This is a genomic window from Sulfitobacter sp. SH22 (genome assembly GCF_965641905.1).
Classification (GTDB): Bacteria; Pseudomonadota; Alphaproteobacteria; order Rhodobacterales; family Rhodobacteraceae; genus Sulfitobacter.
Genome location: NZ_OZ282573.1, coordinates 1693227 through 1716836 on the forward strand (window position 1 = coordinate 1693227; position 23610 = coordinate 1716836).

General features: G+C 57.4%; 18 protein-coding genes, 1 tRNA gene and 1 pseudogene. 3 read left to right on the forward strand and 17 right to left on the reverse strand.

The genetic code is table 11. From position 1 onward, the window contains the following. Window positions 1-82 precede the first annotated feature (82 nt). Window positions 83-403, forward strand: coding sequence for a DUF6280 family protein (locus ACSQ13_RS10240; RefSeq protein WP_093915679.1), 321 nt, complete (start codon window positions 83-85; stop codon window positions 401-403). A gap of 193 nt (window positions 404-596) precedes the next feature. Here the strand turns inward: ACSQ13_RS10240 and ACSQ13_RS10245 are convergent, their stop codons facing one another. The 4 genes from ACSQ13_RS10245 to ACSQ13_RS10260 form a co-directional block, all read right to left on the reverse strand. Further along, the gene (locus tag ACSQ13_RS10245; RefSeq protein ID WP_295512577.1) at window positions 597-1607 is read right to left on the reverse strand and encodes a hypothetical protein; all 1011 of its coding nucleotides are present in this window, start codon (window positions 1605-1607) and stop codon (window positions 597-599) included. Window positions 1608-1682: 75 nt separating this feature from the next. Beyond that, on the reverse strand, window positions 1683-3122 hold the full coding sequence (locus tag ACSQ13_RS10250; protein WP_176249644.1) for a TolC family outer membrane protein: 1440 nt from the start codon (window positions 3120-3122) through the stop codon (window positions 1683-1685). Between the two features lie 55 nt (window positions 3123-3177). Next, window positions 3178-3831 carry a protein-L-isoaspartate O-methyltransferase family protein gene (locus ACSQ13_RS10255; RefSeq protein ID WP_176249645.1) on the reverse strand — a complete coding sequence of 218 codons (654 nt, stop codon included), beginning with the start codon at window positions 3829-3831 and terminating at the stop codon, window positions 3178-3180. A gap of 187 nt (window positions 3832-4018) precedes the next feature. Further along, window positions 4019-4708: an FkbM family methyltransferase gene (locus ACSQ13_RS10260; RefSeq protein ID WP_176249646.1), complete on the reverse strand. Its 690-nt coding sequence runs from the start codon at window positions 4706-4708 to the stop codon at window positions 4019-4021. A 165-nt stretch (window positions 4709-4873) separates the two neighbouring features. Here ACSQ13_RS10260 and ACSQ13_RS10265 point away from each other — a divergent pair. Then, a pseudogene (locus tag ACSQ13_RS10265) lies at window positions 4874-5217 on the forward strand (transposase); the annotation flags it as partial. Window positions 5218-5629: 412 nt separating this feature from the next. Here ACSQ13_RS10265 and ACSQ13_RS10270 read toward each other — a convergent pair. The 4 genes from ACSQ13_RS10270 to ACSQ13_RS10285 all read right to left on the reverse strand — a co-directional run bounded on the left by ACSQ13_RS10270 (window position 5630) and on the right by ACSQ13_RS10285 (window position 10174). Then, the gene (locus tag ACSQ13_RS10270) at window positions 5630-6286 is read right to left on the reverse strand and encodes a hypothetical protein (protein WP_295512579.1); all 657 of its coding nucleotides are present in this window, start codon (window positions 6284-6286) and stop codon (window positions 5630-5632) included. A 956-nt stretch (window positions 6287-7242) separates the two neighbouring features. Beyond that, window positions 7243-7854 carry a hypothetical protein gene (locus ACSQ13_RS10275; RefSeq protein ID WP_295512582.1) on the reverse strand — a complete coding sequence of 204 codons (612 nt, stop codon included), beginning with the start codon at window positions 7852-7854 and terminating at the stop codon, window positions 7243-7245. A 73-nt stretch (window positions 7855-7927) separates the two neighbouring features. After that, complete coding sequence (locus ACSQ13_RS10280) at window positions 7928-8935, reverse strand: phage late control D family protein (RefSeq protein WP_295512584.1); 1008 nt, start codon at window positions 8933-8935, stop codon at window positions 7928-7930. A gap of 109 nt (window positions 8936-9044) precedes the next feature. Next, window positions 9045-10174, reverse strand: a protein-coding gene (locus tag ACSQ13_RS10285; protein WP_295513100.1) for an IS3 family transposase whose coding sequence is annotated in 2 segments (ribosomal slippage) — window positions 9045-9928 and window positions 9928-10174 — 1131 coding nt in all. Because the reading frame shifts where the segments join, the coding sequence is not laid out codon by codon here. Here ACSQ13_RS10285 and ACSQ13_RS10290 point away from each other — a divergent pair. Then, the gene (locus ACSQ13_RS10290; RefSeq protein WP_435988241.1) at window positions 10158-10895 is read left to right on the forward strand and encodes a tyrosine-type recombinase/integrase; all 738 of its coding nucleotides are present in this window, start codon (window positions 10158-10160) and stop codon (window positions 10893-10895) included. The two genes, ACSQ13_RS10285 and ACSQ13_RS10290, sit on opposite strands and share 17 nt — an antisense overlap. A 61-nt stretch (window positions 10896-10956) precedes the next feature. Here ACSQ13_RS10290 and ACSQ13_RS10295 read toward each other — a convergent pair. From ACSQ13_RS10295 to ACSQ13_RS10335, 9 genes are all read right to left on the reverse strand, one after another. Then, a tRNA-Cys gene (locus ACSQ13_RS10295) sits at window positions 10957-11030 on the reverse strand. A gap of 148 nt (window positions 11031-11178) precedes the next feature. Continuing rightward, the gene (gene proB / locus ACSQ13_RS10300) at window positions 11179-12339 is read right to left on the reverse strand and encodes a glutamate 5-kinase (RefSeq protein ID WP_176249651.1); all 1161 of its coding nucleotides are present in this window, start codon (window positions 12337-12339) and stop codon (window positions 11179-11181) included. 166 nt (window positions 12340-12505) lie between these two features. Continuing rightward, window positions 12506-12940 carry an acyl-CoA thioesterase gene (locus tag ACSQ13_RS10305; RefSeq protein ID WP_176249652.1) on the reverse strand — a complete coding sequence of 145 codons (435 nt, stop codon included), beginning with the start codon at window positions 12938-12940 and terminating at the stop codon, window positions 12506-12508. Next, window positions 12940-14100 (reverse strand): iron-containing alcohol dehydrogenase, encoded by a 1161-nt coding sequence (locus ACSQ13_RS10310; RefSeq protein ID WP_176249653.1) that lies wholly within the window; start codon window positions 14098-14100, stop codon window positions 12940-12942. The genes ACSQ13_RS10305 and ACSQ13_RS10310 overlap by 1 nt, the downstream gene beginning before the upstream one ends. Before the next feature lie 135 nt (window positions 14101-14235). Further along, a complete protein-coding gene (locus ACSQ13_RS10315; RefSeq protein WP_295511354.1) occupies window positions 14236-17298 on the reverse strand; it encodes an efflux RND transporter permease subunit in 3063 nt (1020 codons plus the stop codon). Then, window positions 17295-18461 (reverse strand): efflux RND transporter periplasmic adaptor subunit, encoded by a 1167-nt coding sequence (locus tag ACSQ13_RS10320; protein WP_295511357.1) that lies wholly within the window; start codon window positions 18459-18461, stop codon window positions 17295-17297. The genes ACSQ13_RS10315 and ACSQ13_RS10320 overlap by 4 nt, the downstream gene beginning before the upstream one ends. Window positions 18462-18549: 88 nt before the next feature. Continuing rightward, window positions 18550-19590 (reverse strand): aromatic ring-hydroxylating dioxygenase subunit alpha, encoded by a 1041-nt coding sequence (locus ACSQ13_RS10325; RefSeq protein WP_295511360.1) that lies wholly within the window; start codon window positions 19588-19590, stop codon window positions 18550-18552. Window positions 19591-19888: 298 nt separating this feature from the next. Further along, a complete protein-coding gene (gene ptsP, locus ACSQ13_RS10330; protein ID WP_176249657.1) occupies window positions 19889-22150 on the reverse strand; it encodes a phosphoenolpyruvate--protein phosphotransferase in 2262 nt (753 codons plus the stop codon). A gap of 161 nt (window positions 22151-22311) precedes the next feature. After that, entirely contained in the window at window positions 22312-23550 is a 1239-nt protein-coding gene (locus ACSQ13_RS10335; protein WP_176249658.1) for an aspartate kinase, read from the reverse strand. Window positions 23551-23610 lie beyond the last annotated feature (60 nt).

The following is a 23610-nucleotide window of genomic DNA, read 5'->3' on the forward strand; positions in this document are numbered from 1 at the left end:
GTGTATCCGAATCGCGCTCTTTCAGTCATAAGGAACTCCACGCCTAAATGACAAGAGCAAGAATAATAGAAAGGACGACGAGATGAAAGATTTCGTTGATGGCACTGCCTTTAACAATGAACAAGGCAACCGTGCCCGGAAACTTTTTGCCGCCGTGGTACTGGCAGCATTGGACGATGCAATTGCAGACGATAAGAAATACGGTAATGGCCCTGAACAGATTGCACGCTGGGCGCGGTCGCGCGACGGTCGTGAGGTCCTGAGCTGCGCGGGTATCGACCCGAACGAGCGCGTTGTATCCGGCCTGATGGATTTTGTTGGCAAAGGTGTCCGTACATCCGTTGCCCTGTCTCGTGAAGAGTCAGAGCGTCGCCATGCGGCACAGCAAGCCGAAGCTGCCTAAGTCAGCCCAAGGTTCCAGAATTAAATAACGCGGTCTTCGGGCCGCGTTTTTTTGTGCCGTTTCGGGATTGGGCGTTGGGGTCGGCCGGTTCCGGTTTCACTGGCCCACACGGACGGGGGGTTACCCCAGAAAAAAAAGCACCTGCCCGCGCAGATGCCTTTTCAACCGACCTTAAATCATCTGAACCGACGTTTTATTCCAGCTCTTGTGACGTGAGCGCACGGTGAATTTCACGGCGGACCAACTTGCGCACGTTGCGCGTGATCCGTTCGCCCAATGCGCCCTGCAATTCTGCGCGTACGATCTCTCCGACCAGATCACGCAGCATTTCCTCGTCGAAATACTCTTCCCCGCCCAAAGCCTTGAGATCCTCCTGAACCTCGGATGCGTCCTTGTCCTCAAAGGCATCCGCATCAGCGTAAGACGCAGTTTCAACCGGGGCTTCAACCTGTCTCAGGGGGGGCTGCTTGGGGTCTGGTTTCCTGGATGCAAGGATCGGCGCACCGGTTGCATCCCGTTCCACATCGTCCTCCCATGCCATCGCCAAAGGCTCGGGCACAGAAAATTTCGGCGTTTCGGGTTCTTCGGCGTCCCAGCCGCCGGGGATACGCCCGATGGCCGTTTCAAGCGCCGCAATCTTGGCGCTAAGCAGATCCGACCCGCCGGGCGCTGACTTGCTTTCAACCAATTCGGATGCGCCAAGGTTCAACATCCCTGCGCGCGCAGTGATGCTGCTTACGGTGTTGGGGCGATCCGTATCCCGAAGCGTTTCAGTCTGGCGGTCAACCGCGTCACGATCCGCAGAACGGTCTGACATTGCGTCGCGGATCAGGCCCTCGTCCTCCAATTCATCAAGATCGTGGAACAGCGCCTGATCGTCTTGCCCGCCATCAACCGAAGGATTGTGCATGCTGTCATCATCCGCAGCGCCAAAACCTGTATCAAGGGCATCGCCGCCGACCAGATCATCCTCCACGGCGGCCTGTTCATCGTCCCATTCTGTCGGTTTTACAGGCTCGGGCTTGCGATAGGCATCGACCAAAGGTGCGTCATTGGACACCCGCAAAGACGGTGTCAGGACCAGTTTATCCTCCGAAGGTGCATCGGCCTTGGGCCGGCTTACGGGACGTCTGTCCTCGGACACCAATCGACGGATCGAAGACAGAACATCTTCAACTTCTGCGTTGGTTACAGCGTCAGACATAATTCAACCACCACTCGTTCCTCAAACAAAACCTAGACGACACAAAAGATTCTCACAATGGTGCCGTGAAAATTGTCAGTCTTTTTGCAGTGCCCGCAACACACGGTCCAGTTTCTTGCCCTCTTTCGACAGCTTGGCCGGGCTTTCTTTTACCAGATTGTAATAGGCAGCAGGGTCATAAATCTGCACGGGCAGCTTCAGCTTACTGGCCGTCAGCTGGCCGGTTGCCTGCAACACCGAATAGGCCGCGACATAGATCTGGGTCTGCGCGTTCACGCTGGCAGATTGCGCATCCAGCAAGGATTGTTCGGCATCCAACACGTCAAGTGTCGTACGCGCGCCCAATGCCGCTTCTTCGCGGACACCCTGAAACGCGATTCTGGCGGCACGCACCTGGCGTTGCGACGCTTCGATCTGCGCACGTGCCGAGGCAAGCCCAGCATAGGCATCACTGACCGCGCGTTCGACATCTTTGACCACGACATGCAGGTTGCCGCGTTGTGCGTCGCGCTGCGCACGGTTCTTGCGCACCCCGGCAGACAAGGCACCGCCCTGATACAATGTCTGGCCGATCTGCACACCAACCGCGCCGCTGCGGGTTGAGGCTTCTGAGCGGAACGTATCGGAAATACCCACAGACCCCTGAACAGAAACCTGCGGCTGCATGGCGGCTTCGCTGCGGCGGATCAGAAGTTCGGCAGCGGCGACCTGATGCTGGACAGCCCGGATATCAGGGTGGCTGCGCACGGCCAGCGCTTTGGCTGTTTTGATAGAATTTGACACGGCGGGCAAACGCGGTGGCTTGCTCAGATTTCCCGGCTCGCGGCCGACGGCAACCTTGTAATAGGCTTTCGCCGAAATCAGGTTCCCTTGCGCTCCGGCCAGACCACTGCGGGCTTGCGCCAGTTGCGCCTCGGCCAGAGCGACGTCAGTGCGTGTCACTTCGCCCACCTCGAAACGGTCACGGGCAGCACGCAATTCCTGGATCAAAAGCCGTACGTTGTTTTCGCGCAACGCCACGATGTCGCGCGTCTGGATCACCGTCATATAGGCATCAACAGCGCGCAACAGAATTTGCTGCTCCACGCTGACAAGGCTTTCGCGGGTTGCCAGAACGGTTTCCTTGGTGGCCTCGACCGCATAGCGCGTCGCGCCGAAATCATAGACCAGAAGCGATGCAATCAGGTTCACCGTGGTAGAGAGCGAATTCGTGCTTGTGCGCGTCCCCGCAGGAACGAATGTCGATCCGGCACTGACAGAACGGTTAACGTTCTGCGACAGGCTGCCTGTCCATTGCACCACTGGCTTCAACGCCGCTTTCGCGATGCCAACATCTTCGTCAGCGGCACGCAGTACGGCGCGGTTCTGATCCAGCAAACCGGAGTTGTTATACGCCCCCACCAAAGCATCGGCCAATGTCTCGGCAGCGGAAGCGACCGGAACCAACATGGTAAAGCCCAGAACAGCGGCCACGACCGTACGGCGCAACCCTTGGGTTTGTTTTTTCAGATCCATCTAATCCACTCCGTCAAGCCGGGCCCCGTTTCACCGGAGATAAGGCTAATAAGTTTTAAAGTTGGAATGCCTTTTCGCGGGCAAACCCCTTAAGTACCGGCGCACCGGCATTGAAATCTGCGCGCCAGCTGACGCCATGGTCGTCTTTATATCCGACCCGCACTTCACCCAAGGCACCGTCCATGAAGATACACGCGATCCGGCCGCCTGTTTTCAACTGGCTCAGAATTGCCTCCGGCACCGTCTCTACGCCGCCTTGAATCAGGATCACATCATAGGGACCGTGCTGCGGGGCACCCTCGACCAACGCGCCAGCCTGAACGATCGCATTGTCGGCCCCCGAAGTCATCAGAATTTCCTGTGCTTCTTTCGCCATGGCTTCGTCTTCTTCGACAGCAACCACCGCTTCGGCGATATGGGCAATGACAGCGGACGAATATCCGTAAGCGCAGCCGATATCGAGAACCAGATCACCATTGTTGATCGCCAGCACATCCAGCATTTTCGCCAAGGTCCGCGGCTCAAGCAGGATACGTCCCTCCCCCAGGTTCAGGTTTTCGCCCAGATATGCGGCCTCGCGCTGTGCGGCGGGCACAAAATCTTCGCGGGCGACATGCAGCATCGCGTCGATAATGGGGAATTTTGTCACATCAGACGGGCGAACTTGGGTATCAACCATCATCGTGCGGCGGGCGGAAAAGTCGGACATTCGCGAAACTCTTTCGTTCAGATATTTTTCTCTGCAATGCCACACCACAAGCCTTCCAGCAACGCCAAGATGCCCGTTTACCTTGAACTGAGGCAATTTCGCCCGCGAATGATGTATTATCGCACAGTGTTTTCAATGTTGAATTTGGACACCTTAGCAGATTTTAACAGTTCAGAATTGACAGACATCAAACTGCGGTGAACACAAACACCCCACCACCCGACGCTTCCTTGTCCTCGACAAAGCCTTTGGCAGCGATGCCGTCCCTGATTTCGCGCATGCCGGGGCGGTGATAGATATGGCGGTGCAGCTCGGCGATAATGACTCTGATCCCGCTTAAATCCGCGTGACGAAAGAACTCCAGCTCGGCCCCTTCGATATCCATTAGCAACACCGTCGGTTTGATCTGTTTCTTGATTGTTGCCCATTTCACGACGGGTACGGCGACCTTTTCGGCCCGCTCGATCCCCTTTGTGATCGTCATGCCGGACCCCAGAAAGTTGCCCCGGATATAGAAATCAACCGATTTTGGCGCATCAGGATCAGAGATGACGATCTTGTTGCGCACCTCGATTTTGTTCTTGATGCCGTTATGGGCATAAAGCGCTTTGATCGGGTCTATCAGCTTGTGGTTCGCCTCGAAGGACACGATCTTGGCGGGCGCGCAGTTTTTCGCGGCAACGGCTCCTACAACCCCTGCCCCCGCGCCCATTTCGATGACAACATCGCCTTTCTTGATGAACGCCAGCGCAGACAAGACCTCGCGGCGTTCATAGCTGCCCTCGATCATATTGTTGATCATGGTCGGCCCCAGATGCGGTGCATCCAAAACCTCGACCCCGTGATAGGTCGCAACGACCTTGTTCTTCGTGTTCATGCCCTGCCCTATCCCGTATTTGCCCTGAACGGGCTTGTTTTGGTCAAATAGACCCTAACAAACTCCGTGACGCAATAAATGAATGGCGGCAATGGCAATGAGATACTGAATAGCCCCTAGCGTTGTAGACGCTTTTTTTCCTAATTTTGAGGTAAGGAGGCCGTTATGGGGAAGCCAAATTTCAGTGAAGATTCCAAGCGTGATGCTGTGCATCAGATCACGGTGCGGGGGTATGGCGTTCGTGAGGTCTCAGAGCGTTTGGGTGTCAGCACACATTCGCTGTAAAAATGGATGAAGCTGTACGCGAAGGCCACGTCACAGGCTGTGTCGGTGGATCATGAAGCCGAGAACCGACGGCTCGAACGGGAACTGGCGCGGATGACCGAGGAGCGCGATTTCTTAAGCAAGGCAGCCGCGTACTTCGCCCAAGATGCAAGATGAAGGACGCGTTTGTGGCAAAGCATCGCCCCGTCTTTTCGGTGCGTAGGATGTTCCGTTGCCTCAGCATCATAGAAGGTGTGTCCCACTTTGGGTCACACTCGAGCGTTCAGCCGCCAACCCTTTGATTTAGAATAAAATGGAGGCGAGTAGGAGAATCGAACTCCTGTACACGGATTTGCAATCCGCACGTTTTTAACTGATTTTAAACGGTTTTCTGTGCAACAAACTCGCAGAACATATCAGAAACGTATCAGGAATGTGCGGCAGAAGCATCTGGCAATGCTCAACACGTTATGTGAAGTATTATCAAGATCTCCAGAGAGTTCCGCGAAGTTGTGATTGCACTTTTCAAAAACCGTTTAGTCGTGGTGTAGCTCGAACCAGCCAAAGATGAAGTGGATTTAGCTAACGTAATTAGCTTGCCGAAAAAACGATAGCTCATTGTGTTCTGTGGAATAGCCGGTCGTATCAGCAGAGATATTATCTACATTGGTTGATAAGTTTGCGATATAGCGATAGCAAGCGCCGGTCTCTCTCACTGCCTGACGCAATCAATGCGGGGTACTCATCCCAGTAGAGATTAACATTCAAGTCAGTATTTCTTTTGACACACTTTTTACCAGAACTGCACTGAAGATAGTGATTGTAAAAGTTCTTTTTGATTTCCCCTGACAGTTCAGAAAACCTCACAGTAGTAGTGTTGATGCCATCGTTCGATTTATCGATTTCGGTCAGCAAACAGCCGTCACGTTCATTAAAATTATACGAAACCCTACTGCTCTCTGTTATTAGTGGACTACTTATGCCGCCTCGGTAAAGCTCCATAATAGCAGCCCATGTCCGACGCGCTTCTTGCCCACCAGATCTTTGAGTGCCCGCGCCACTACAAACATACTGCGCGGCAGAGGTTACCTGCCAGCCTGCTTTACAACTGGCTGAACGACCATTGATAGGAACTCCGCAAACAATACTTCCTTCGACTGTCACAGTTCCATATGAACGATCTGAACAAAATATTGAGTAAGCATCCCCCGTGGATTGCTTCTCGATGCTTGTAACACTTTGCGCAAACGCAGAACCGGCCCCAATCACTCCTAAAATAAAACAGAACCAAATACGGGTAGATACAGCAAACATATAACACTCCATATACTTATTGATGTGTAGCTTACGCTTTAAGACGATAGTCGAACTCCATTGTATCGTCGGCCTCAAGCTTAAACCTAATCCTTTGAATGAAAAGCACTAAGACTCAAGACTGCATAGGCGCTCGCCCTTCGATTTAGTCGCAGTTGAAGCTGATACCGCGTGTGTGCGGCGAAATGGGGGGCAAGTCGATGAGTTAGGAGATCTATAGATAAGGCTACCGGCAAAAACCTCTGCCATAAGCTACGTCTCGCCCTTGCCTTGTCTGTCTTTGAACGCAATTCCAGAAGCTAACATCTCGGTCAGCGTTTCTACAAAACCCACGAGCATAACTGGAATCCTTGCCCGAAGATACGACAGCACTTTGGCAAGCTTCGATAGTTCTTTGGTTTGGTTTCATTCTGCTACACTGAGCTTTCGATGTACTCAAGTCCACGTTACCGTTCGATCTGTTTAATGAAAATCTAAAATCCATTGTGCAGTTTTTTACTGACAGATCGAAGACCCATGGTCCATTAAATGGCGTACTTTTCTCTTTTAGATAGATATTTTGACCAGCATTATTTTTGCAAAGAAAGTTGAATACTATTTTGTCCACGCCGGAATATCCATCAAGACCAATTGAGCCCTTAATTCTCGCCCAACTGACCGCGGTAGGTTGATCCTGAAAATGGAAATTACAAGAATTGTGAGTAAAACTTTCCTGTGAAAAGCAAATTGCTGGGCTTATAGCCATAAAAATATATGTAAAAATTCGAATAAACATCTAGACTGTCTCTCCCGAAGATGGCGCAACGCACTCGACCAGCCTTCCTTCAAACTGCTTGTTGCGCAAGCGGTTTTTGCCCAAGCCACAAGCGTAGAATGCTGCAACTGGGCGTTTCGGCCCATGTAGCGACAGCCTGTGCTTCATGGGCCAAAACTTGGGGCACTTGGGTAATTCGGCGCTAAGGCTCAACCGGCACTGCCGTACAGCTCCGTGTAGCCCTTATCGGGGAATCGCCCTCAGTCATACCAGGACACCCGATGTAGAGAGGCTCGAGACAGAACTCAGCGTTCGGCTCGAGCCCATACGGCGCGGTGACCTGATACTGGAACGTGACCGGCTTTGAACCGACATTCTGGGTTTGCACCGGCCGATCGAGCCTCACAAACAGGCTGGCATCGTTGCGCGGGTTCCGGAACGAATACTGCGTTTCGCCAGGGACAACCTGGCAGGTTCTGCCCTGCTCGGTGCGTTCAATTTCCAGCTCGATCGCGCAGCTGCGACCACCGCCACAGGGAGGCCCGAGCACTTGCGATCGCGTGATCCGAAAAATGACATCCGGCCGCTGCAGGATCTTCACGTCCTCGACCAGGTGCGCGAGCGTTGCGGTGTTGGCATCGACCTTGTCGCCCAATCGCCAGGGGGAGAATACCAGCTCGTTGATCACAGGCACATACGCTCCGACCCACGCGGCAAATGCGCCGATGACCGTGATGCGGAAGAATTTGCCCCCGTCTTTTTTCCATTCTGACCAGTTGATCAGACCCACGCGCGGGCTTTCTTCTTCAGGCATTCAGACAGGCTCCAGAGGCAGACATTCCGTCTAAAATGGCCAAGCGCCCGGCTGGTTGCCTCTGGCGGGTTCCCTACTCCGGCCGCTCGCATTGGGCCATCGTTCGATAGCCCGCTTCCGACACTTCATGGGTCGCGGTTTTCACAATCCACTCGCCTGAAGCGGCCGAGCTGAACCCGATCGGCACGATGCGCCCCTCGGCAGCAATCGTTGGATTGCCAGGCAGCTCGAGATCGAGCGTCTCCTTTGCACGGCTGGCGCGGCGCGACTCGGCTACGGCGACGGCGCGCGCCTCCTCCTCCGACCGGAAACGCTGCCGCAACCGGCGCACCGGCTCGGCGTCCCCGATCTTCACCTCGACATCCTCGGCGTTTTCGAGATCCCGATAGGTGGCAATTATCGTGCCCGTGGCATCGCTGAGCCCCCGGCGCATGGACCAGCGGCTCACGTCTGTCTCGAGCAGCGTCACGATGGGCGTCGGCTGGCCCGATGCTTTGACGCCATCGGCCCTGCGGCCGACAAAGAGAACGCCCCCGGCCGGTTTGGCGACCAGGTCATGCAGCACCGCGATCCGCGTCAGAACCGACAGGTCGCTTTCATCCAGCTGATCGATGTGACCAGGCACGATCGAGCCCGCGGCCTCGGTCACGCCCGGTTCAAGCCCATTGTCGCCCGCGATGATCGTGACGATAGCCTTCAATGTCATCCCGGCTGGCCATGATCGCGACTTTTGCTGACTGATGGGCGCGAACCCGCTCTGCGTCTCCCCCTGCGCTTTCGCGCGGCACACGGCCGTGATCATGCGAGGGGGGGAGCTCTCCTCAACCTCATCGGCGATATACAGACCCATGCGCAGGAACGCCCCCAGGTAGCCGAGCGCGATCTCGACCTCGGCCCCAGGTTCGGGCATCGCAAACCGGGAAACTGGCGACGTGTTGACGAAGGTGATCTCGGCAGTATCCGAGATAAACCCGGCCGTGTCCGACACGCGCACCGAACTCAGCTGAGAGAACACGAACCCCGACAGCGGGATGCCGTTAATCGTGACCTGAACCAGCGGCCGGAAGTCCGTCAGCCCCATAGCTGCGCTGTTTCGGTTGGCGTTGAGGTTTCGAGATCCGGCAACAGGATCCTGACACCAGCATCCAGAACTGGTCTTGTCACGGTTACGTTCCGGTCTCTCAACTCATTTATGCGGCCTTTCGTTCGAATGCCAAGGGGCTTTTCCCGCCGAGCGATGAGTGACGTCGGCGTGGATTATAGAAGCCATTGATATACTGGAATATCGCGCCTTCTGCCTGGCGGCGTGTGTCCCAACGATTGCGCCAGATCAGCTCTGCCTTGATGGATTTGAAGAATGTCTCAACCATCGCATTGTCGTAACAATTGCCCTTGCCGCTCATCGAGACCTTGAAGCCGTGCTTTGACAGGCGGCGCTGATACTCGTTGGAACAGTATTGCGACCCGCGATCCGTATGGTGAATGCAGCCTTCGGGCGGTTGCCGTAGCGCCACAGCCATGTCCAACGCCCGGATCGCCAAATCCCGTTTCATGCGGTTGCTGACAGCCCAGCCGATGACGCGGCGAGAGTAGAGGTCGAGGATGACAGCCAGATATAGCCAGCCTTCGCTGGTCCAGATGTAACTTATATCACCGGCCCATTTCTGGTTCGGGCCATCCGCAGTGAAGTCCTGATCCAGCAGGTTGGGCGCGATGTTGAACGTGTGATCGCTATCTGTTGTGACCTTATATTTTTGGGTCCTGACGACCTTGATGCCGTTCTCGCGCATCAAACGGCCCACACGCCCGTGGCCGACGCTCAGCCCCAGTTCTTGCAGTTCTTCAGTCATCCGTGGGCGTCCGTAGCTTTGCAGGCTAAGCCGATGCTGCTCACGGATGTGGGCGAGAAGTACCATATCATCTCGCTGCCGTTGGCTCATTGGGCGTATCCGCCACGCACGAAACCCACGAGACGTGACCTGCATGATACGGCAGAGAAATTCTACGGGCCAAGCTTCCTTCCAGGCGTCGATGAAGGCGAACCTCACCGGCTTTCGCCTGCAAAGAAGATTGCCGCCTTTTTTAGCACTTCCCTCTCCTCGCGCAGTAGCCGGACTTCTTTGCGAAGGCGGATGTTTTCCTTCTCAACATCCTCATGCGGCCCAGACATCAGATCGTCGTGCTGATGTTGCTGAACCCACTTGTTCAGCGTGGAGACGCCAACCCCTAAATCCGATGAAAGCTGCGGGCGCGTTAAGCCGCTGGTCGTCGCCATTCGCACAGCATCACGCCGAAACTCGTCTGTGTATCGCTTTGCCATTCCTTATCTCCTTCATAGCAAACATTGCTCGAAAGAGACCGGAACTAAAACGGGGCAAGACCAACCCTACTTCGCAAATTATGCGATCCGCGTTCTGCGCATCCTGATGGAACACTGCGTCGATCTGGGCTGGAGAGACGACAACCCCGCCAAGGGCGTTTCGGAAATCAAAACTCAAAAAAGTGAACGTGAGCCTTGGCCGATAGAGCTTCTCGACGCTTACCGCGCCTCTTGCTCGATAGAATCCAGAGAGCGCCTTGTTATGGAGCTTTGCATCGGAACAGGGCAACGGATCGGAGACGTTCTTGAAATGCGCTGGTCTGATATTCAGGACGGCGCGGTTTATGTTCGGCAGAATAAAACCAGCAAAGAACTATGGGTTCCTATCCTGCCCGAACTTCAAATAGCCTTGAACGCGGCTAGCCGCCACTCGCTGTTTATTCTAACCAATGAACGGGGAACCAATCGTTGGTCCTATCGTGGGGCCTCTCAGGCTGTCCGCAAGGTGAGAGAACAAATTGGAGCCTTGGACTTCGACATTCACAGCTGGCGCTACAACGCCGCCTGCGAACTGCTGGAGGCGGGCTGCGATGATGATCTGATTGCCGCCGTCACAGGCCAAAGCCCCGCGATGGTCCTGCACTACACAAAGAAGGTGCGCCAGAAAATCAGAGCGCGTCAGGCGCAGCAAAAGCGAACAGAACAAAAACAGAATGTTTAGACGTTTGTTTAGACGTCAATCTGCTTGCCGCCCAAAAAACTTCTAAGTCATTGAAATTAAATGGAGGCGAGTAGGAGAATCGAACTCCTGTACACGGATTTGCAATCCGCTGCGTAACCACTCCGCCAACTCGCCTCGACCGCGTTTCCGCGGTGGTGCAGCAGGGCTAATGCCATGATGCGTGTCGGCTTATCCCGACTTTTTCGGGCTTTGTCTAGCCCAGTTTACGACAAACCCGTGACGATTTGAAAAGCCCAGGTTTGTCGCCGATCCCGAACCGGTTTCAGACAGACACAACCCGCTGATCATTCTCCTCGGGGGCATCAAGCTGCAGGTGGTGATCTTCGAGGATGAGAATGTTCTCGGACCCGATGATGTCGCTTTTCGTTTTATATCCGATCACGTCTTCAACACTCATGTCCGGATTGCGCGCCATCAGGATCGTCTCCTCGGACGAGAAATTGGTCAGACCGCGGGCGAACTCGTTGCCCTCTTCGTCATAGACATGCAGCACGTCGCCCTTGGAAAACTCGCCCTGGATCGACACAAGATCGTTGCGCGCAAGACCGCGCTCCTTGGCCGAAATCGCGGCAACGGCGGCGTTGGAAACGACCAGCGTTCCCGCCACCTGCAAACGGTTGCTTAGCCAGATCATCAGGGGCGACCCGGTCTTGTCACGGGCCAGACAGCGCGTGTGACGGCGTTCGCGGCGCAAGACCGATGACACGGGTGCCTCGATCACACCTTCGGCGATGATCGTCTCCACGCCTGCGTTTTGCGCCATGTTCGCGGCCAGCATTTTGGTCATCATGCCGCCACTGCCCAGCTCGCTCACGCTTTTGGTGGATTCCAGATGTTCGCTGACATCCTCGATCTCTTCGATGAATTGCGCGCCCGGCTCGGACGGGTCGCGGTCATAAAGCCCCTCGACACTGGTCAGGATGATCAGCTGGTCGGCTTCGATCATCTGCGCGACCTTTGCGGACAAACGGTCGTTATCGCCGACCTTCAGGTCCGTCGTCGCGATTGAATCGTTCTCGTTGATGATTGGCAGGATGTTGTTTTCAAACAACCGCAGCATCGTGTTCTTGATGTTCAGGAACCGGCGGCGTTCTTCCATGTCTTCGACGGTGACCAGCATTTGCGCCACGTCCATGCCATATTCGGACGCCACCTGACGGTAGGCGTTCATCAGCAAGGGCTGACCACAGGCAGCGGCGGCCTGTTTGTCCAGAATGCCCGCATCTTCGGGGCGTTTGCCAATCATGTTCAGACCCAACGCAACGGAGCCGGAGGAGGTCAGGATGATTTCGTACCCTTCCGACTGGAGTTCAGCGAGATCGGCCAGCAGACCGTTCATGAACGCGAAACGCAATGTTAGTTTTTCTTCGTTTGCCAGCAGGCTTGATCCGATTTTAACGACAATACGTTTTTTCTTGGCCACGGGGAGTATGCTCCGGTTGTTCAAAAGTTGGCGCAATATGCACGCGCAGCATGATTTGCCGCACAGCAGAAATTCGCGGTGATTCGAGGGGGTATAACATGTGGACAAGTACAAGATGCAACAGGGCAGCCCAGATCAGGGGCCAACACGCGCTGTTTTGCCTATCTTATTGCAGGGCTTCCAGCGCCTCGCGGGTGGCCGATGGCAAGGCCGCTGGGCGGTGGTCCTTGCGGTCGACATAGACATGCACAAAGAACCCTTCGGCGGATGCGATGTCGTCATCGTTGCGAAATAGCCCCAGTTCCATCCTGACCGAACTGCGGCCCAGATTGGCAACGCGCAACCCGGCCGTTACACGGTCGGGGAACTGCATCTCGCCGAAATAGCGGCAGCCGGTTTCAACGACCAGACCGAACACGGGGCTGGTTAATGGGTCAAGCAGCCCGCGTTCGATCAGCCAGCCGTTCACCGCCGTATCAAACAGCGCATAGTGGACGACATTGTTCATGTGCCCGTAAGCGTCATTGTCGTTCCAGCGGGTTTGCAGCGGGTAGAAATCCTTGAAATCGGCGCGGGATGGGGCGACGGGGCGATCTGACATTACCACGCCGCCGTATAGATTGTATGGGCGTCGGCCTGGGTGACGTCGCGGGGGTTATTCACCAGCAATCGCGCCTGTAGCATGGCATCCGCCGCCATCTTGCCGATCGCGTCTTTGGGGATGCCGACATCACGCAGACGGGTTTGCAAGCCGACACGCGCCGACAGGTCTGCCAGCGCGTCGATAAAGGCCGCTGTGCGGGCCTGTGTGCCGTCGACCGCAGCCAGTTCGGGAAAGGCATCAGCCGCGATCTCGGCATAAAGCGTGCTGGCGTCGGGGGCGTTGAAGCGCAGCACATGGGGCAGCACCAAGGCATTGGACAGCCCGTGCGGAATATGGAACGTGCCGCCAATCGGATAGGCCAGCGCGTGCACCGCCGCGACCGGTGAATTGGCAAAAGCCTGACCGGCCAGCATCGACCCCAGCAACATCGCACCGCGCGCCTCGAGGTTTGACCCATCCGCCACGACCCCCTCGATATTGGCCCCCAGCAGGCGCAAGGCCTCGCGGGCCAGCAGCTTGGACACCGGATTGTTATTCGCATTTTTCGACGCATAGGCCTCGATCGCGTGTACCATCGCATCGACGCCGGTTGCGGCAGTGATATGTGCGGGCAAGCCCAGCGTCAGTTCGGCATCAAGGATCGCCATGTCGGGCAAAATCACGGGCGAGGACACGCCGCGCTTTTCCTCGGCCCCGACGGTGATGATCGACACCGGTGTCACCTCTGACCCTGTGCCCGCGGTTGTGGGGATCAGCACCAGCGGCAGGCGCGGCCCCTTGGCCTGTGCGACGCCCCATGCGCTGTCCAGATCCTCGCCTGACCCCAGCAGCAGCGCCACCAGCTTGGCCACGTCCTGCGACGACCCGCCGCCAAATCCGATAACCCCGGTGGTGCCAGCCGCCCTGCCCGCCTCGACCGCCTGCATCAAGGTCTCGCGCGACGGGTCGGCTTCGACCGCATCGAATATCGTGACCGTGTGGCCCGCCGCTTGCAACGCGGCAATCGCCGGATCGCACAGGCCCAAGGCGCGCAGGCCCGGATCGGTAATCAACAGACAGTTGCGCCCCAACAGCCCGCCGGCAAGCTCTGCCAGACGCACGGCGGCCCCGTTTTCAAAAACGACGGATTTGGTGGTGTTGAACACGAATGGGGTCACGGGATATCACCTTTGCCAGAAAAAAGGGTGCCTTTGCGCATTCATGCAAAGACACCCGTCATTAAAGGCAATATTACCCGCTTCGCCTAGCCGTTTGTTCGATTAGTTCTTTCACACAGCGAAACGCGCCGCGAATTAGCGATCAGACGTTGCGTCACGCGGCCTGTTTGCCCCCAACACTGCGATCATCGCCCAGCGAATACGCTCCTTCAGGCCGTCCATCACGCTGAACAGGGATGGCACGAACAGCAGCGACAGCATGGTGGATAACAACAGCCCCCCGATCACCGCCACCGCCATTGGCGCACGAAATTCGCCGCCCGCCCCGACGGCCATCGCCGATGGCACCATCCCCGCCGTCATAGCGACTGTGGTCATGATGATGGGACGCGCGCGCTTGTGACCCGCTTGCAGCATCGCCTCTGACCGCGTGGCCCCGTCCTTCATCGCCTCGATGGCAAATTCGACCAGCATGATGGCGTTCTTGGTCACGATCCCCATCAACATCAGGAAACCGATGACAACAGACAACCCGATGGCCGACCCGTTCAGATACAGCGCAAAGATCGCCCCGCCGATGGCCAAAGGCAGCGACAACAGGATCGTGACAGGGGTGACAAAGCTGTGAAACAGCAAGACCAACACGACATAGACCAGCAAGATACCCGCCCCCATCGCAAGGCCGAACTGGGTGAACACCTCGCCCATCACCTCGGCGTCGCCCGCACTTTGGATCGACGTGCCTTCGGGCATGGCTTGCGCAATCGGCAGCGCCATCACGGCTTGGGTCGCAGGCCCCAGCAACCCGTCAGGGGCAAGGTCTGCCTCCACGCTGGTGCGGTACTGACGGTCATAACGTTCGATCTTGCTGGGCCCTGATGACAGCGCCACATCGGCCACAACGCTGATCGGCACAGGGCTGCCCGTAGAGGACGGCACCCGCAATCCTGCCAGACGGCTCAGATCATCGCGCACGTCTTTTTTCACGCGCACAAGGATCGGGATTTGCCGGTCGCCTGCGTTGAATTTTGCCACGTTACTGTCGGTATCCCCCAAGGTCGCAATCCGGATCGTGCTGGCCAGCGCCGCAGACGTCACCCCCATTTCTGCCGCCAGTTGCGGGCGCGGGGTGATCTGGATTTCAGGGCGCACCAGAGACGCGGTTGTCGCAGCGTTCACGATGTCAGGCAGATCATTCATCTGATTGGACAGTTCAATCGCCGCAGCCGAGGCCGCCGCTTCGGTATCGCCCAACACGTTCAGCTGCACATCCCGCTGACCGTTGTCTTTCAACACGTTGATCTTGACGTCGGGCAAGTCCTGCAACAGCGCTTTCATATCGTCTTCGATGACAAAAGAAGACCGGTCGCGGGTGTTTTTCTGGCCGTAGTTCACAATGACATTCGCCTTGGTATCAGACGATGTGCCGCCTTCGACAAAGACATTTGTCACTTCGGGGATCTGGCCAAGGATCGCCGACACCTCGCGCCCGCTTGCACGGGTTTGTTCAAGGGTCGAACCGGGTGGCAATTCCAGCGAAACCGCCGACCGGCCCCGGTCTGCGGCAGGCACAAATTCGGACGGCAACAGCGTGGCCGAATAGATCGATCCGGCAAAGATGCCCAAACCCAACAACAAGGTCGCTGTCCGGTTGCGCAGGGTCCACCCCAGCACCGCCATATAGCGGCGCATCAGAAAGCCGTCCTTTTCCTCTTCGGGGGCGATCCCGTCGCGCAGGAAATAGGCCGCCATCATCGGCGTGATCAACCGTGCAACCAGCAGCGAAAACAGCACCGCAACTGCGACCGTCAGGCCGAACTGCTTGAAATACTGCCCCGCGATACCCGACATAAAGCTGACCGGCGCAAACACGGCCACGATGGTAAAACTGATCGCGATAACGGTCAGACCGATCTCCGAGGCCGCTTCCTCGGAGGCCTCATAGGCCGGTTTGCCCATCTGGATATGCCGGACGATGTTTTCAATTTCGACGATTGCGTCATCGACCAGAATGCCCGTGACCAGCGTGATCCCCAGCAAACTGACAGTGTTCAGCGAAAACCCAAGGTACTGCATGACCATGAAGGTCGGAATGATCGACAACGGCAATGCGACCGCCGTGATGATCGTGGCCCGCCAGTTGCGCAAAAACAAGAACACCACGATGATCGCCAAAGCGGCCCCTTCATACAGCGTATCCATCGCGGAATGGTAGTTGCCTTCGGTATAGGTGGTGGCGTCATCAATCAGCGAGAAACTGGCGTTGGGATATTCCTCGCCCAGCTCGGCCAGCCGTTCCTTGGCATTGTCCCCTGCGGCCAGATCGCTGGCACCGGTGGACCGGAAAATCCCGAAAGCAACAACAGGCTGGCCGTCCAGCATGGCAAAGCTGCTCGCCTCGGTGGAGCCGTCAAAGACCTTGCCCAGATCGTCCAGCCGCACGGTACGCCCCGGCGACGTGGTGATCGGTGTCGCGGCCAGTTGCGCCACGGTGTCAGCACTGCCAAGCGCGCGGATCGAATATTCCTGCCCGCCCAGATCACCGGACCCGCCGCCCAGATCAATGTTGTTCTGGCGCAGCTGGTTGTTCACTTCGGACGCGGTCAGGCCCAAGGACAGCAAGCGGTCAACGTCCAGCTCAACCTCGATCGCGCGGTCACCACCGCCGATGCGGGTCACCTTGCCCACGCCATTTTCGACCTGCAATTCGCGTGCGACGATCTCATCCACAAAATAAGATAGTTCCTGAATGGATTGCGTCGGGTCAGACACCGCATAGGTCAGGATCGCCTGCCCCGTCACATCCAGACGTTTGATGACCGGCTCGGTCGAATTTTCAGGCAAATCGCCCTGCACCCCCGCAACCGCGTCCTTGATATCGGTCAGGGCCGTGGCGCTGTCGGTTTCCAGTTCGAATTCAATGGTCAAAGTCGCGGTGCCGTCAGACGCAACGGCCGTCACATGTTTGACCCCCGTGACATCAGAAACAGCGCTTTCGACAGGCTTGACGATCTGGGTCGCGATTTCAGTCGGCGCGGCCCCCGACTGCCCGATCGTCACGGTGACAATCGGAATGTCTATGTTGGGGAATTGCGTGACCGGCAGCCGGAAGAACCCAACGATACCGATCAGACACAGTACCAGAAACAGCGCCAGCGACGGCACCGGCGACCGGATCGCCCAAGTTGACATATTCATTCTGAAACAACCTTCTGCGGGATCGGGTTAACCTTGTCCCCGTCCGAAAAGAAGGCGCTGGCACGGGCCACCACAACCGCCCCGTCGTCCAGACCGGATATGACTTCGCGGACATCATTCCAGATCAGCCCCGCCGTGATAGCGCGCCGGATCAGCGTGTTGTCTTGCACCTCCAGCAGGTAATCGCCCTTGGCATCGGTCAGGATCGCCGTCGTGGGCACGGTCAAGCCTTCGTGGCGGTCCGTGATGATCCACCCGCCCGCGAATATCCCCGTGCGCAGCGCGTTGCTGCCCTCAAGCGACACGCGCACATCCCCCAGCCGGTTTGTGGCATCCACAGTCGGGGCAACAAGACGGACAGCACCCTGAACCGTACCGGCACCGGGGATATCGACCTGCGCCGGATCACCGATGCCGATCTGGGCCAGTGCCGTTTCGACGACGTCGGCCTTTACCTCGATCACGCCGTCCTGAATCATCCGAAACAACGGGTCCGCCCCACTGGTGGCAATCGCCCCCACCTGCGCATTGCGTGCCGAAACGATGCCGGCGGTGGGTGCCTTGATGGTGGCGTGATCCAGATTAAGCTGGGCAATGTCCAACTGCGCCTGCGCCTGCAACACCTGCGCCTTGGCAACCTCGAGCCCGTCTTCTGCAGATGCTGCTGCGGCATCTGCTGTCTGGCTGTTGGCGACGGCCTGATCCAGCGCGGCCTGGGTCACATTGCCGGACCGGTCAAGCTGTTGGGTACGTTCAAGAACACTGCGCGCCTGCGCTGCCGATGCCTTGGTCGATGTGATCTGGCTTTGTGCCTGGCGCACACCGGCCTGAGCCCGCACGAATTCGGCATTGGCCTGTGACAATTGTGCTTTCAGCGTGTCGGTGTTCAACTGGGCCAACGTGTCGCCCTTTGCGACCTTGGCCCCGATGTCCACCATCAATTCCTCTATCGGGTAACCGGTCACCTGCGGATAGACCAGAACCTCGCGGTAGGGTTCCAACGTGCCCGAAATCGGGATGCGGTTCACCACCTCCGTCACGGTTGCAGTGGCAACGGTGACACTTGGGACCCGTTTCAAATCAGCCTCTTGGGCCAGTACGGTCTGCGCCGTGACGGCAAGCAAAAGCGCAGCCCCCAAGTATCGTGCCAATACCAATTTCATTGCAAGCTCCGCCTTTTAGGTCGTGTACATCTGCGCCTTCCAAATCGAAATGCAATGGCGAAGCACCGGATAATCGGTGCAAAAGGGCTCAGTTCCCCTGCATCTTTGCGTCAACGAGCACTTCTTGGGCAATCATCGCCTCAAGCTGGCGGCGGAACCGAAGTTGCCCCGCATCAATGGGCAGGTCAATATGCGGGCTGGTCTTGCCGGCCATGCCCTTTTGCACCGCGTTCAACACCGCGCGATCTTCTTCAAAGGCGTGCTGCACGTCCTCGCTCATCATCTGCGACAGCGCCTCATCCTCGGGTCGGATATTGCGCAGCTGGAACCAGTAATAGCGGGTTTTGCCAGCGGTGGTCGGCGTCATGAAATTCATGCTGTCCATGATGAACGTATCGGGGTGCAGCGGCCCGTCTGGCCCGCCCGTCCCCGCAGGTGTGAACACCGCACGGATCAGCGCATGGGACGGATAGCGCACCTCGTAATGCTGAAGCCTGTCGCAGTTGCCCTTGAAACCAATAACCTTTTTATAAAACGGGGCCGGTTCCACATCCATCATCCAGCGGTGCACAATCACACCGTTATCGGTTTTCTTGACCCGCAGCGGGGTGTCCTTGGCGGCGGCCTGCCCAAAGCTGCCGCCATGCACCCACGCCACATGGGTCGGATCCAGCAGATTGTCGCACATCAACAGATAGTTGCAGTCTAGCTCCATCGCCGCACCACGGTTCATCCCCCAATCGGGATTGTCAAAATTCTCGATCTCGAAAATCTCTTCGGGGTCTGCCAGCACCGGATTGCCCATCCAGATCCAGACCAGACCGTATTTTTCATGGGTCGGATAGGCATGAACCCGTGCCTCTGACGGAATGCGCCCGCCGGGGGCCCAAACGCATTGCCCCACGCAATCAAACGTCAGCCCGTGATAGCCGCATTCGACGCTGTCCCCCTGCAAGCGCCCCATCGACAGCGGCAACTTGCGGTGCGGGCAGGCATCATCCAGCGCGACAACATCGCCGGCTTGGGTGCGAAACATGCAGATGTTTTTCTCAAGCACCGTGACCTGCGTCAGCGCATGGCTGATTTCATGATCCCAAGCGGCCACATACCAAGCGTTCTTTAAAAACATATCGCGATCCCCAGAGTGTGAGGACACCAGACCCTTTTCGACGGGCTTTCGTCAAGGCGGGCGACCGAAATCCGGCGCGATGTTGATAAACGCCCTAAATAGTTCGAAAATTGCAAGATTTAGCGGAGCAACAATGTGAGGCGAGCGCCACTTGGCCTGCTGAGTGAAATAATCCAATCCGATCACTGCATTACGCATACCCTGAACGCAAATCGAAAATCCCGAGCGTTTTCAAAACACTTGCGGCCAGACCTCATGTAAAATGCGGAAAACGGATAATCCGGCATATCCCCAGACCCTAGGGCAGCTTGCGCACTTCGGCTGTCTGGTGGCGCAGATACTCCATGACGGCTGCGCGAACGGATTGATCGCCACGGTCGCGCGCCTCGTAAATCACCGCGCGGACTTCATTCAGATTGGACCGCCGCAGCAGGTTCTTGACCGGCCCGATCGACGCTGGCCGCATCGACAGGGTCGTGATCCCGATCGCCGCAAAACAAAGCGCCTCTACGGGGCGACCTGCGTCTTCCCCGCAGAATGACAGCGGCGTGCCGGTTTCGCGACAGCGCGCCACAATGCCCTCAAGGAAGGTCAAAAAGCTGACGTTCAACGTGTCATAGCGCCGCCGGACCAATTCGTTCTCGCGGTCAGCCGCAAAGAAGAACTGCTTCAAGTCATTGCCACCGATGGACAGAAACTCGACCTCTTCGAAAAACTTCTTGGGCGCGAACGCCAGCGAAGGTGTCTCGAGCATCGCGCCTATTTCAAGGTGCGACGGCAGCTTGTGACCCAGACGCGCCTCGCGGGCCAAGGTCTTATCCATCTCGGCGCGGGCCGCACGGTATTCTTCGAATTGCGCCACAAAGGGGAACATCACCGACAAGGGCCGCCCGTTTGCCGCACGGATCAACGCCTGCAACTGCATCCGCATGATACCGGGTTTATCCAGGCCTACCCGAATGGCGCGCCAGCCCAATGCGGGGTTCGGCTCGTCGTTGGGTTTCATATAGGGCAGCACTTTGTCAGACCCGATATCAAGCGTCCGGAACACCACACGCTTGCCATTCGCCGCATCCAGGACACGGTTGTAAAGTGCTGATAACTCTGACCTTCTTGGCATCTTGCTGCGCACAAGGAATTGCAGCTCGGTCCGGAACAACCCGACACCTTCGGCACCCGACCCGTCCAGCGACGGCAGATCAGCCATCAAGCCCGCGTTCATGTGCAAACCCACAACCGTCCCGCACAGCGTTTCCGCCGGCTTGTCGCGGATCGAGGCATAGCGCTCCTGCGCCTCGGCCTGCATCGCGATTTTATCGCGGAAAGCGGATGCCACGTTTTCGTCGGGGCGCAGATGCACGATCCCCTGTTCACCGTCCACCATGATCCGGTCGCCATTCAACGCATCATTGGTGATATGCGCGGCATGCACGATCAAGGGGATCGCCAAAGCGCGGGCAACGATCGCCGCATGGCTGCCAACCGACCCGCCCTCAAGAACGATACCGCGCAGGGAACGGCCATATTCCAGCAGCTCGGCCGGGCCGATATTGCGCGCAACCAAGATCGGGTCCACAGGCATTTCCGCCCCCGTATCAGACCCTTGCCCGGTCAGAATACGCAGCAACCTGTTGCTCAGGTCATCCAGATCCGACAGGCGTTCGCGCAGATAGGCGTCGCTTGCCTGCCCCATGCGCGACCGCGCCAGGGATTGCTCTTTCTCGACGGCGGCCTCGGCTGACAGACCACGGTCGATGTCTTCTTCCATGCGCCGCATCCAGCCTTTGGAATTGGCGAACATCCGGTAGGCTTCCAGCACCTGCCGCTGGTCCTTGTCCCCGCCCGCCATCGACATCATCTGGTCCACGCTCACGCGCAGTTCATCAACTGCCTCGTTCAAGCGCTCTTTTTCGCGCACCGGATCATCTGCAACAGGGTTCGAGACCACGACGCGCGGCTCGTGCAGCCAGACATGGCCGTCAGCAACGCCCTCCTGGCCCACCGTACCGCGCAGCAAAACCGGCTGGCTGTGACGGGCCGACATTGCAGCCCCTTCGCCGACAAACGCGCCCAATTCGGTCATCTCGGCCAAAACCATGGCGACGACCTCAAGCGCATAAACCTCATCGGCGGAAAATTCGCGAGCGGCTTTGGATTGCACAACCAGCACGCCCAGCATTTCGCCAAGCCGCTGCACCGGAATACCCAAAAAGCTCGAATAAATTTCTTCGCCCGTTTCTGGCATGAACCGGAAACCGGGTGCCTGCGGGGCGTTGGGGGTATTCACGATCTGCTTGCGCTTGGCCACGCGCCCCACCAGACCTTCGCCCAGCTTCATGCGCGTTTCATGCACCGCACCGGGCTTCAAACCTTCGGTGGCACAGAGCTCAAGCGTGTCCACGTCGCGAAACAGATAGATCGAACAGACTTCGCAACCCATCGACGTCGCGATCAGATGGGTAATCCTGTCCAGCCGCGCCTGACCGGCTTCGTCGCTTGCCATCGCGTCGCGCAACCGCCCAAGCAGTTTGCGACTTTCTGTTTCAAACCCGTCGGCCATGGTAAATTTCTCCTCCGCAAGGCCAGCTTAGATCACAGGCCCCTCGAAAATGAAACGCCTGTTGTCATAAACACTTATCCGCCAGCGTTCATGCCACGAAAAGAAGCACCCTTCCAAAAGGCTGCCTCAATTGCGCTCCAGACCAACAGGTTGCACGGGATTTAGGCAGCTTTGTCCAGCTCGAACGCATCATGCAGCGCCTGAACGGCCAGTTCCATGTATTTGCGGTCGATCAGCACCGAAATCTTGATCTCGGATGTGGTGATAACCTTGATGTTGATGCCCTCGTTGGACAGCACCTGGAACATCTTGGCCGCAACGCCGGTGTGGCTGCGCATGCCGATGCCAACGACCGACACCTTGGCCACATCCGTGTCGGCGATCAATTCGTTGAAATTGATGGTGCCGGCAGCCTTGGCGTCGTCCATTGCTTTTTCAGCGCGCTTGGTCTGATCGACGGGGCAGGACCAGGTCATATCGGTGCGCCCTTCCTCCGAGATGTTCTGAACGATCATGTCCACGTTCACCCCACCCTCGCTCAGCGCGGTAAAGATCGCAGCAGCGATGCCCGGGCGGTCCGCCACAGACACAAGGGTCATCTTGGCTTCGTCACGCGAAAACGCGATTCCCGATACAACATTACTTTCCATGATTTCCTCCTCATCACAGACCAGCGTTCCAGCTTCGTCCGATTGTTCCTCAAAACTGCTCAACACCCGCAGCTTGACCTTATAGCGCATGGCCAACTCGACCGACCGCGTCTGCAAAACCTTCGCGCCAAGCGATGCAAGCTCCAGCATCTCTTCGAACGCGATCTTGTCCAGCTTGCGGGCCTTGGCGCTGACGCGCGGGTCGGTGGTGTATACCCCGTCCACATCGGTATAAATATCGCAACGCTCGGCCTCGAACGCCGCCGCAAAGGCAACAGCAGTGGTATCAGACCCGCCACGGCCCAGCGTGGTGATCCGGCCTTCGGGGCTGACCCCCTGGAAACCGGCAACCACCGCGACCTTCATGCCTTCGCCGAACTTCGCCATGATATTGGCAGGTGGAATTTCTTCGATGCGGGCCGACGAATGCGCCGAGGTCGTCTTGACCGGCACCTGCCACCCTTGCCAACTGCGCGCAGGGATATCCATCTCTTGCAAGGTCAGCGCCATCAGACCGGCAGTGACATTCTCGCCGCTCGATACAACCGCGTCATACTCGCGCGCATCATATAGTGGCGACGTCTCGTTCACCCACCCGACAAGCTCGTTCGTCTTGCCAGACATGGCCGATACGATCACAATCACATCATAGCCCTTGGAGACTTCGACCCCCACGCGCTTGGCGGCGCGGCGGATACGGTCCAATGTGGCCACGGATGTGCCACCAAATTTCATCACCAGAACAGGCATAGGTCCCCCGTTGCAAAACTCCGGCGCGGTTTACGCGCAAGCGCCAGCCTTAGCAAGCCC

Coding starts and splice junctions, on each gene's coding strand:
- ACSQ13_RS10240 (WP_093915679.1), top strand. CDS start 83: ATGAAAGATTTCGTTGATGGCACTGCCTTTAACAATGAACAAGGCAAC.
- ACSQ13_RS10245 (WP_295512577.1), bottom strand. CDS start 1,607: ATGTCTGACGCTGTAACCAACGCAGAAGTTGAAGATGTTCTGTCTTCG.
- ACSQ13_RS10250 (WP_176249644.1), bottom strand. CDS start 3,122: ATGGATCTGAAAAAACAAACCCAAGGGTTGCGCCGTACGGTCGTGGCC.
- ACSQ13_RS10255 (WP_176249645.1), bottom strand. CDS start 3,831: ATGTCCGACTTTTCCGCCCGCCGCACGATGATGGTTGATACCCAAGTT.
- ACSQ13_RS10260 (WP_176249646.1), bottom strand. CDS start 4,708: ATGAACACGAAGAACAAGGTCGTTGCGACCTATCACGGGGTCGAGGTT.
- ACSQ13_RS10270 (WP_295512579.1), bottom strand. CDS start 6,286: ATGTTTGCTGTATCTACCCGTATTTGGTTCTGTTTTATTTTAGGAGTG.
- ACSQ13_RS10275 (WP_295512582.1), bottom strand. CDS start 7,854: ATGCCTGAAGAAGAAAGCCCGCGCGTGGGTCTGATCAACTGGTCAGAA.
- ACSQ13_RS10280 (WP_295512584.1), bottom strand. CDS start 8,935: ATGGGGCTGACGGACTTCCGGCCGCTGGTTCAGGTCACGATTAACGGC.
- ACSQ13_RS10305 (WP_176249652.1), bottom strand. CDS start 12,940: ATGTCAGATCGCCCCGTCGCCCCATCCCGCGCCGATTTCAAGGATTTC.
- ACSQ13_RS10315 (WP_295511354.1), bottom strand. CDS start 17,298: ATGAATATGTCAACTTGGGCGATCCGGTCGCCGGTGCCGTCGCTGGCG.
- ACSQ13_RS10320 (WP_295511357.1), bottom strand. CDS start 18,461: ATGAAATTGGTATTGGCACGATACTTGGGGGCTGCGCTTTTGCTTGCC.
- ACSQ13_RS10325 (WP_295511360.1), bottom strand. CDS start 19,590: ATGTTTTTAAAGAACGCTTGGTATGTGGCCGCTTGGGATCATGAAATC.
- ptsP (WP_176249657.1), bottom strand. CDS start 22,150: ATGGCCGACGGGTTTGAAACAGAAAGTCGCAAACTGCTTGGGCGGTTG.
- ACSQ13_RS10335 (WP_176249658.1), bottom strand. CDS start 23,550: ATGCCTGTTCTGGTGATGAAATTTGGTGGCACATCCGTGGCCACATTG.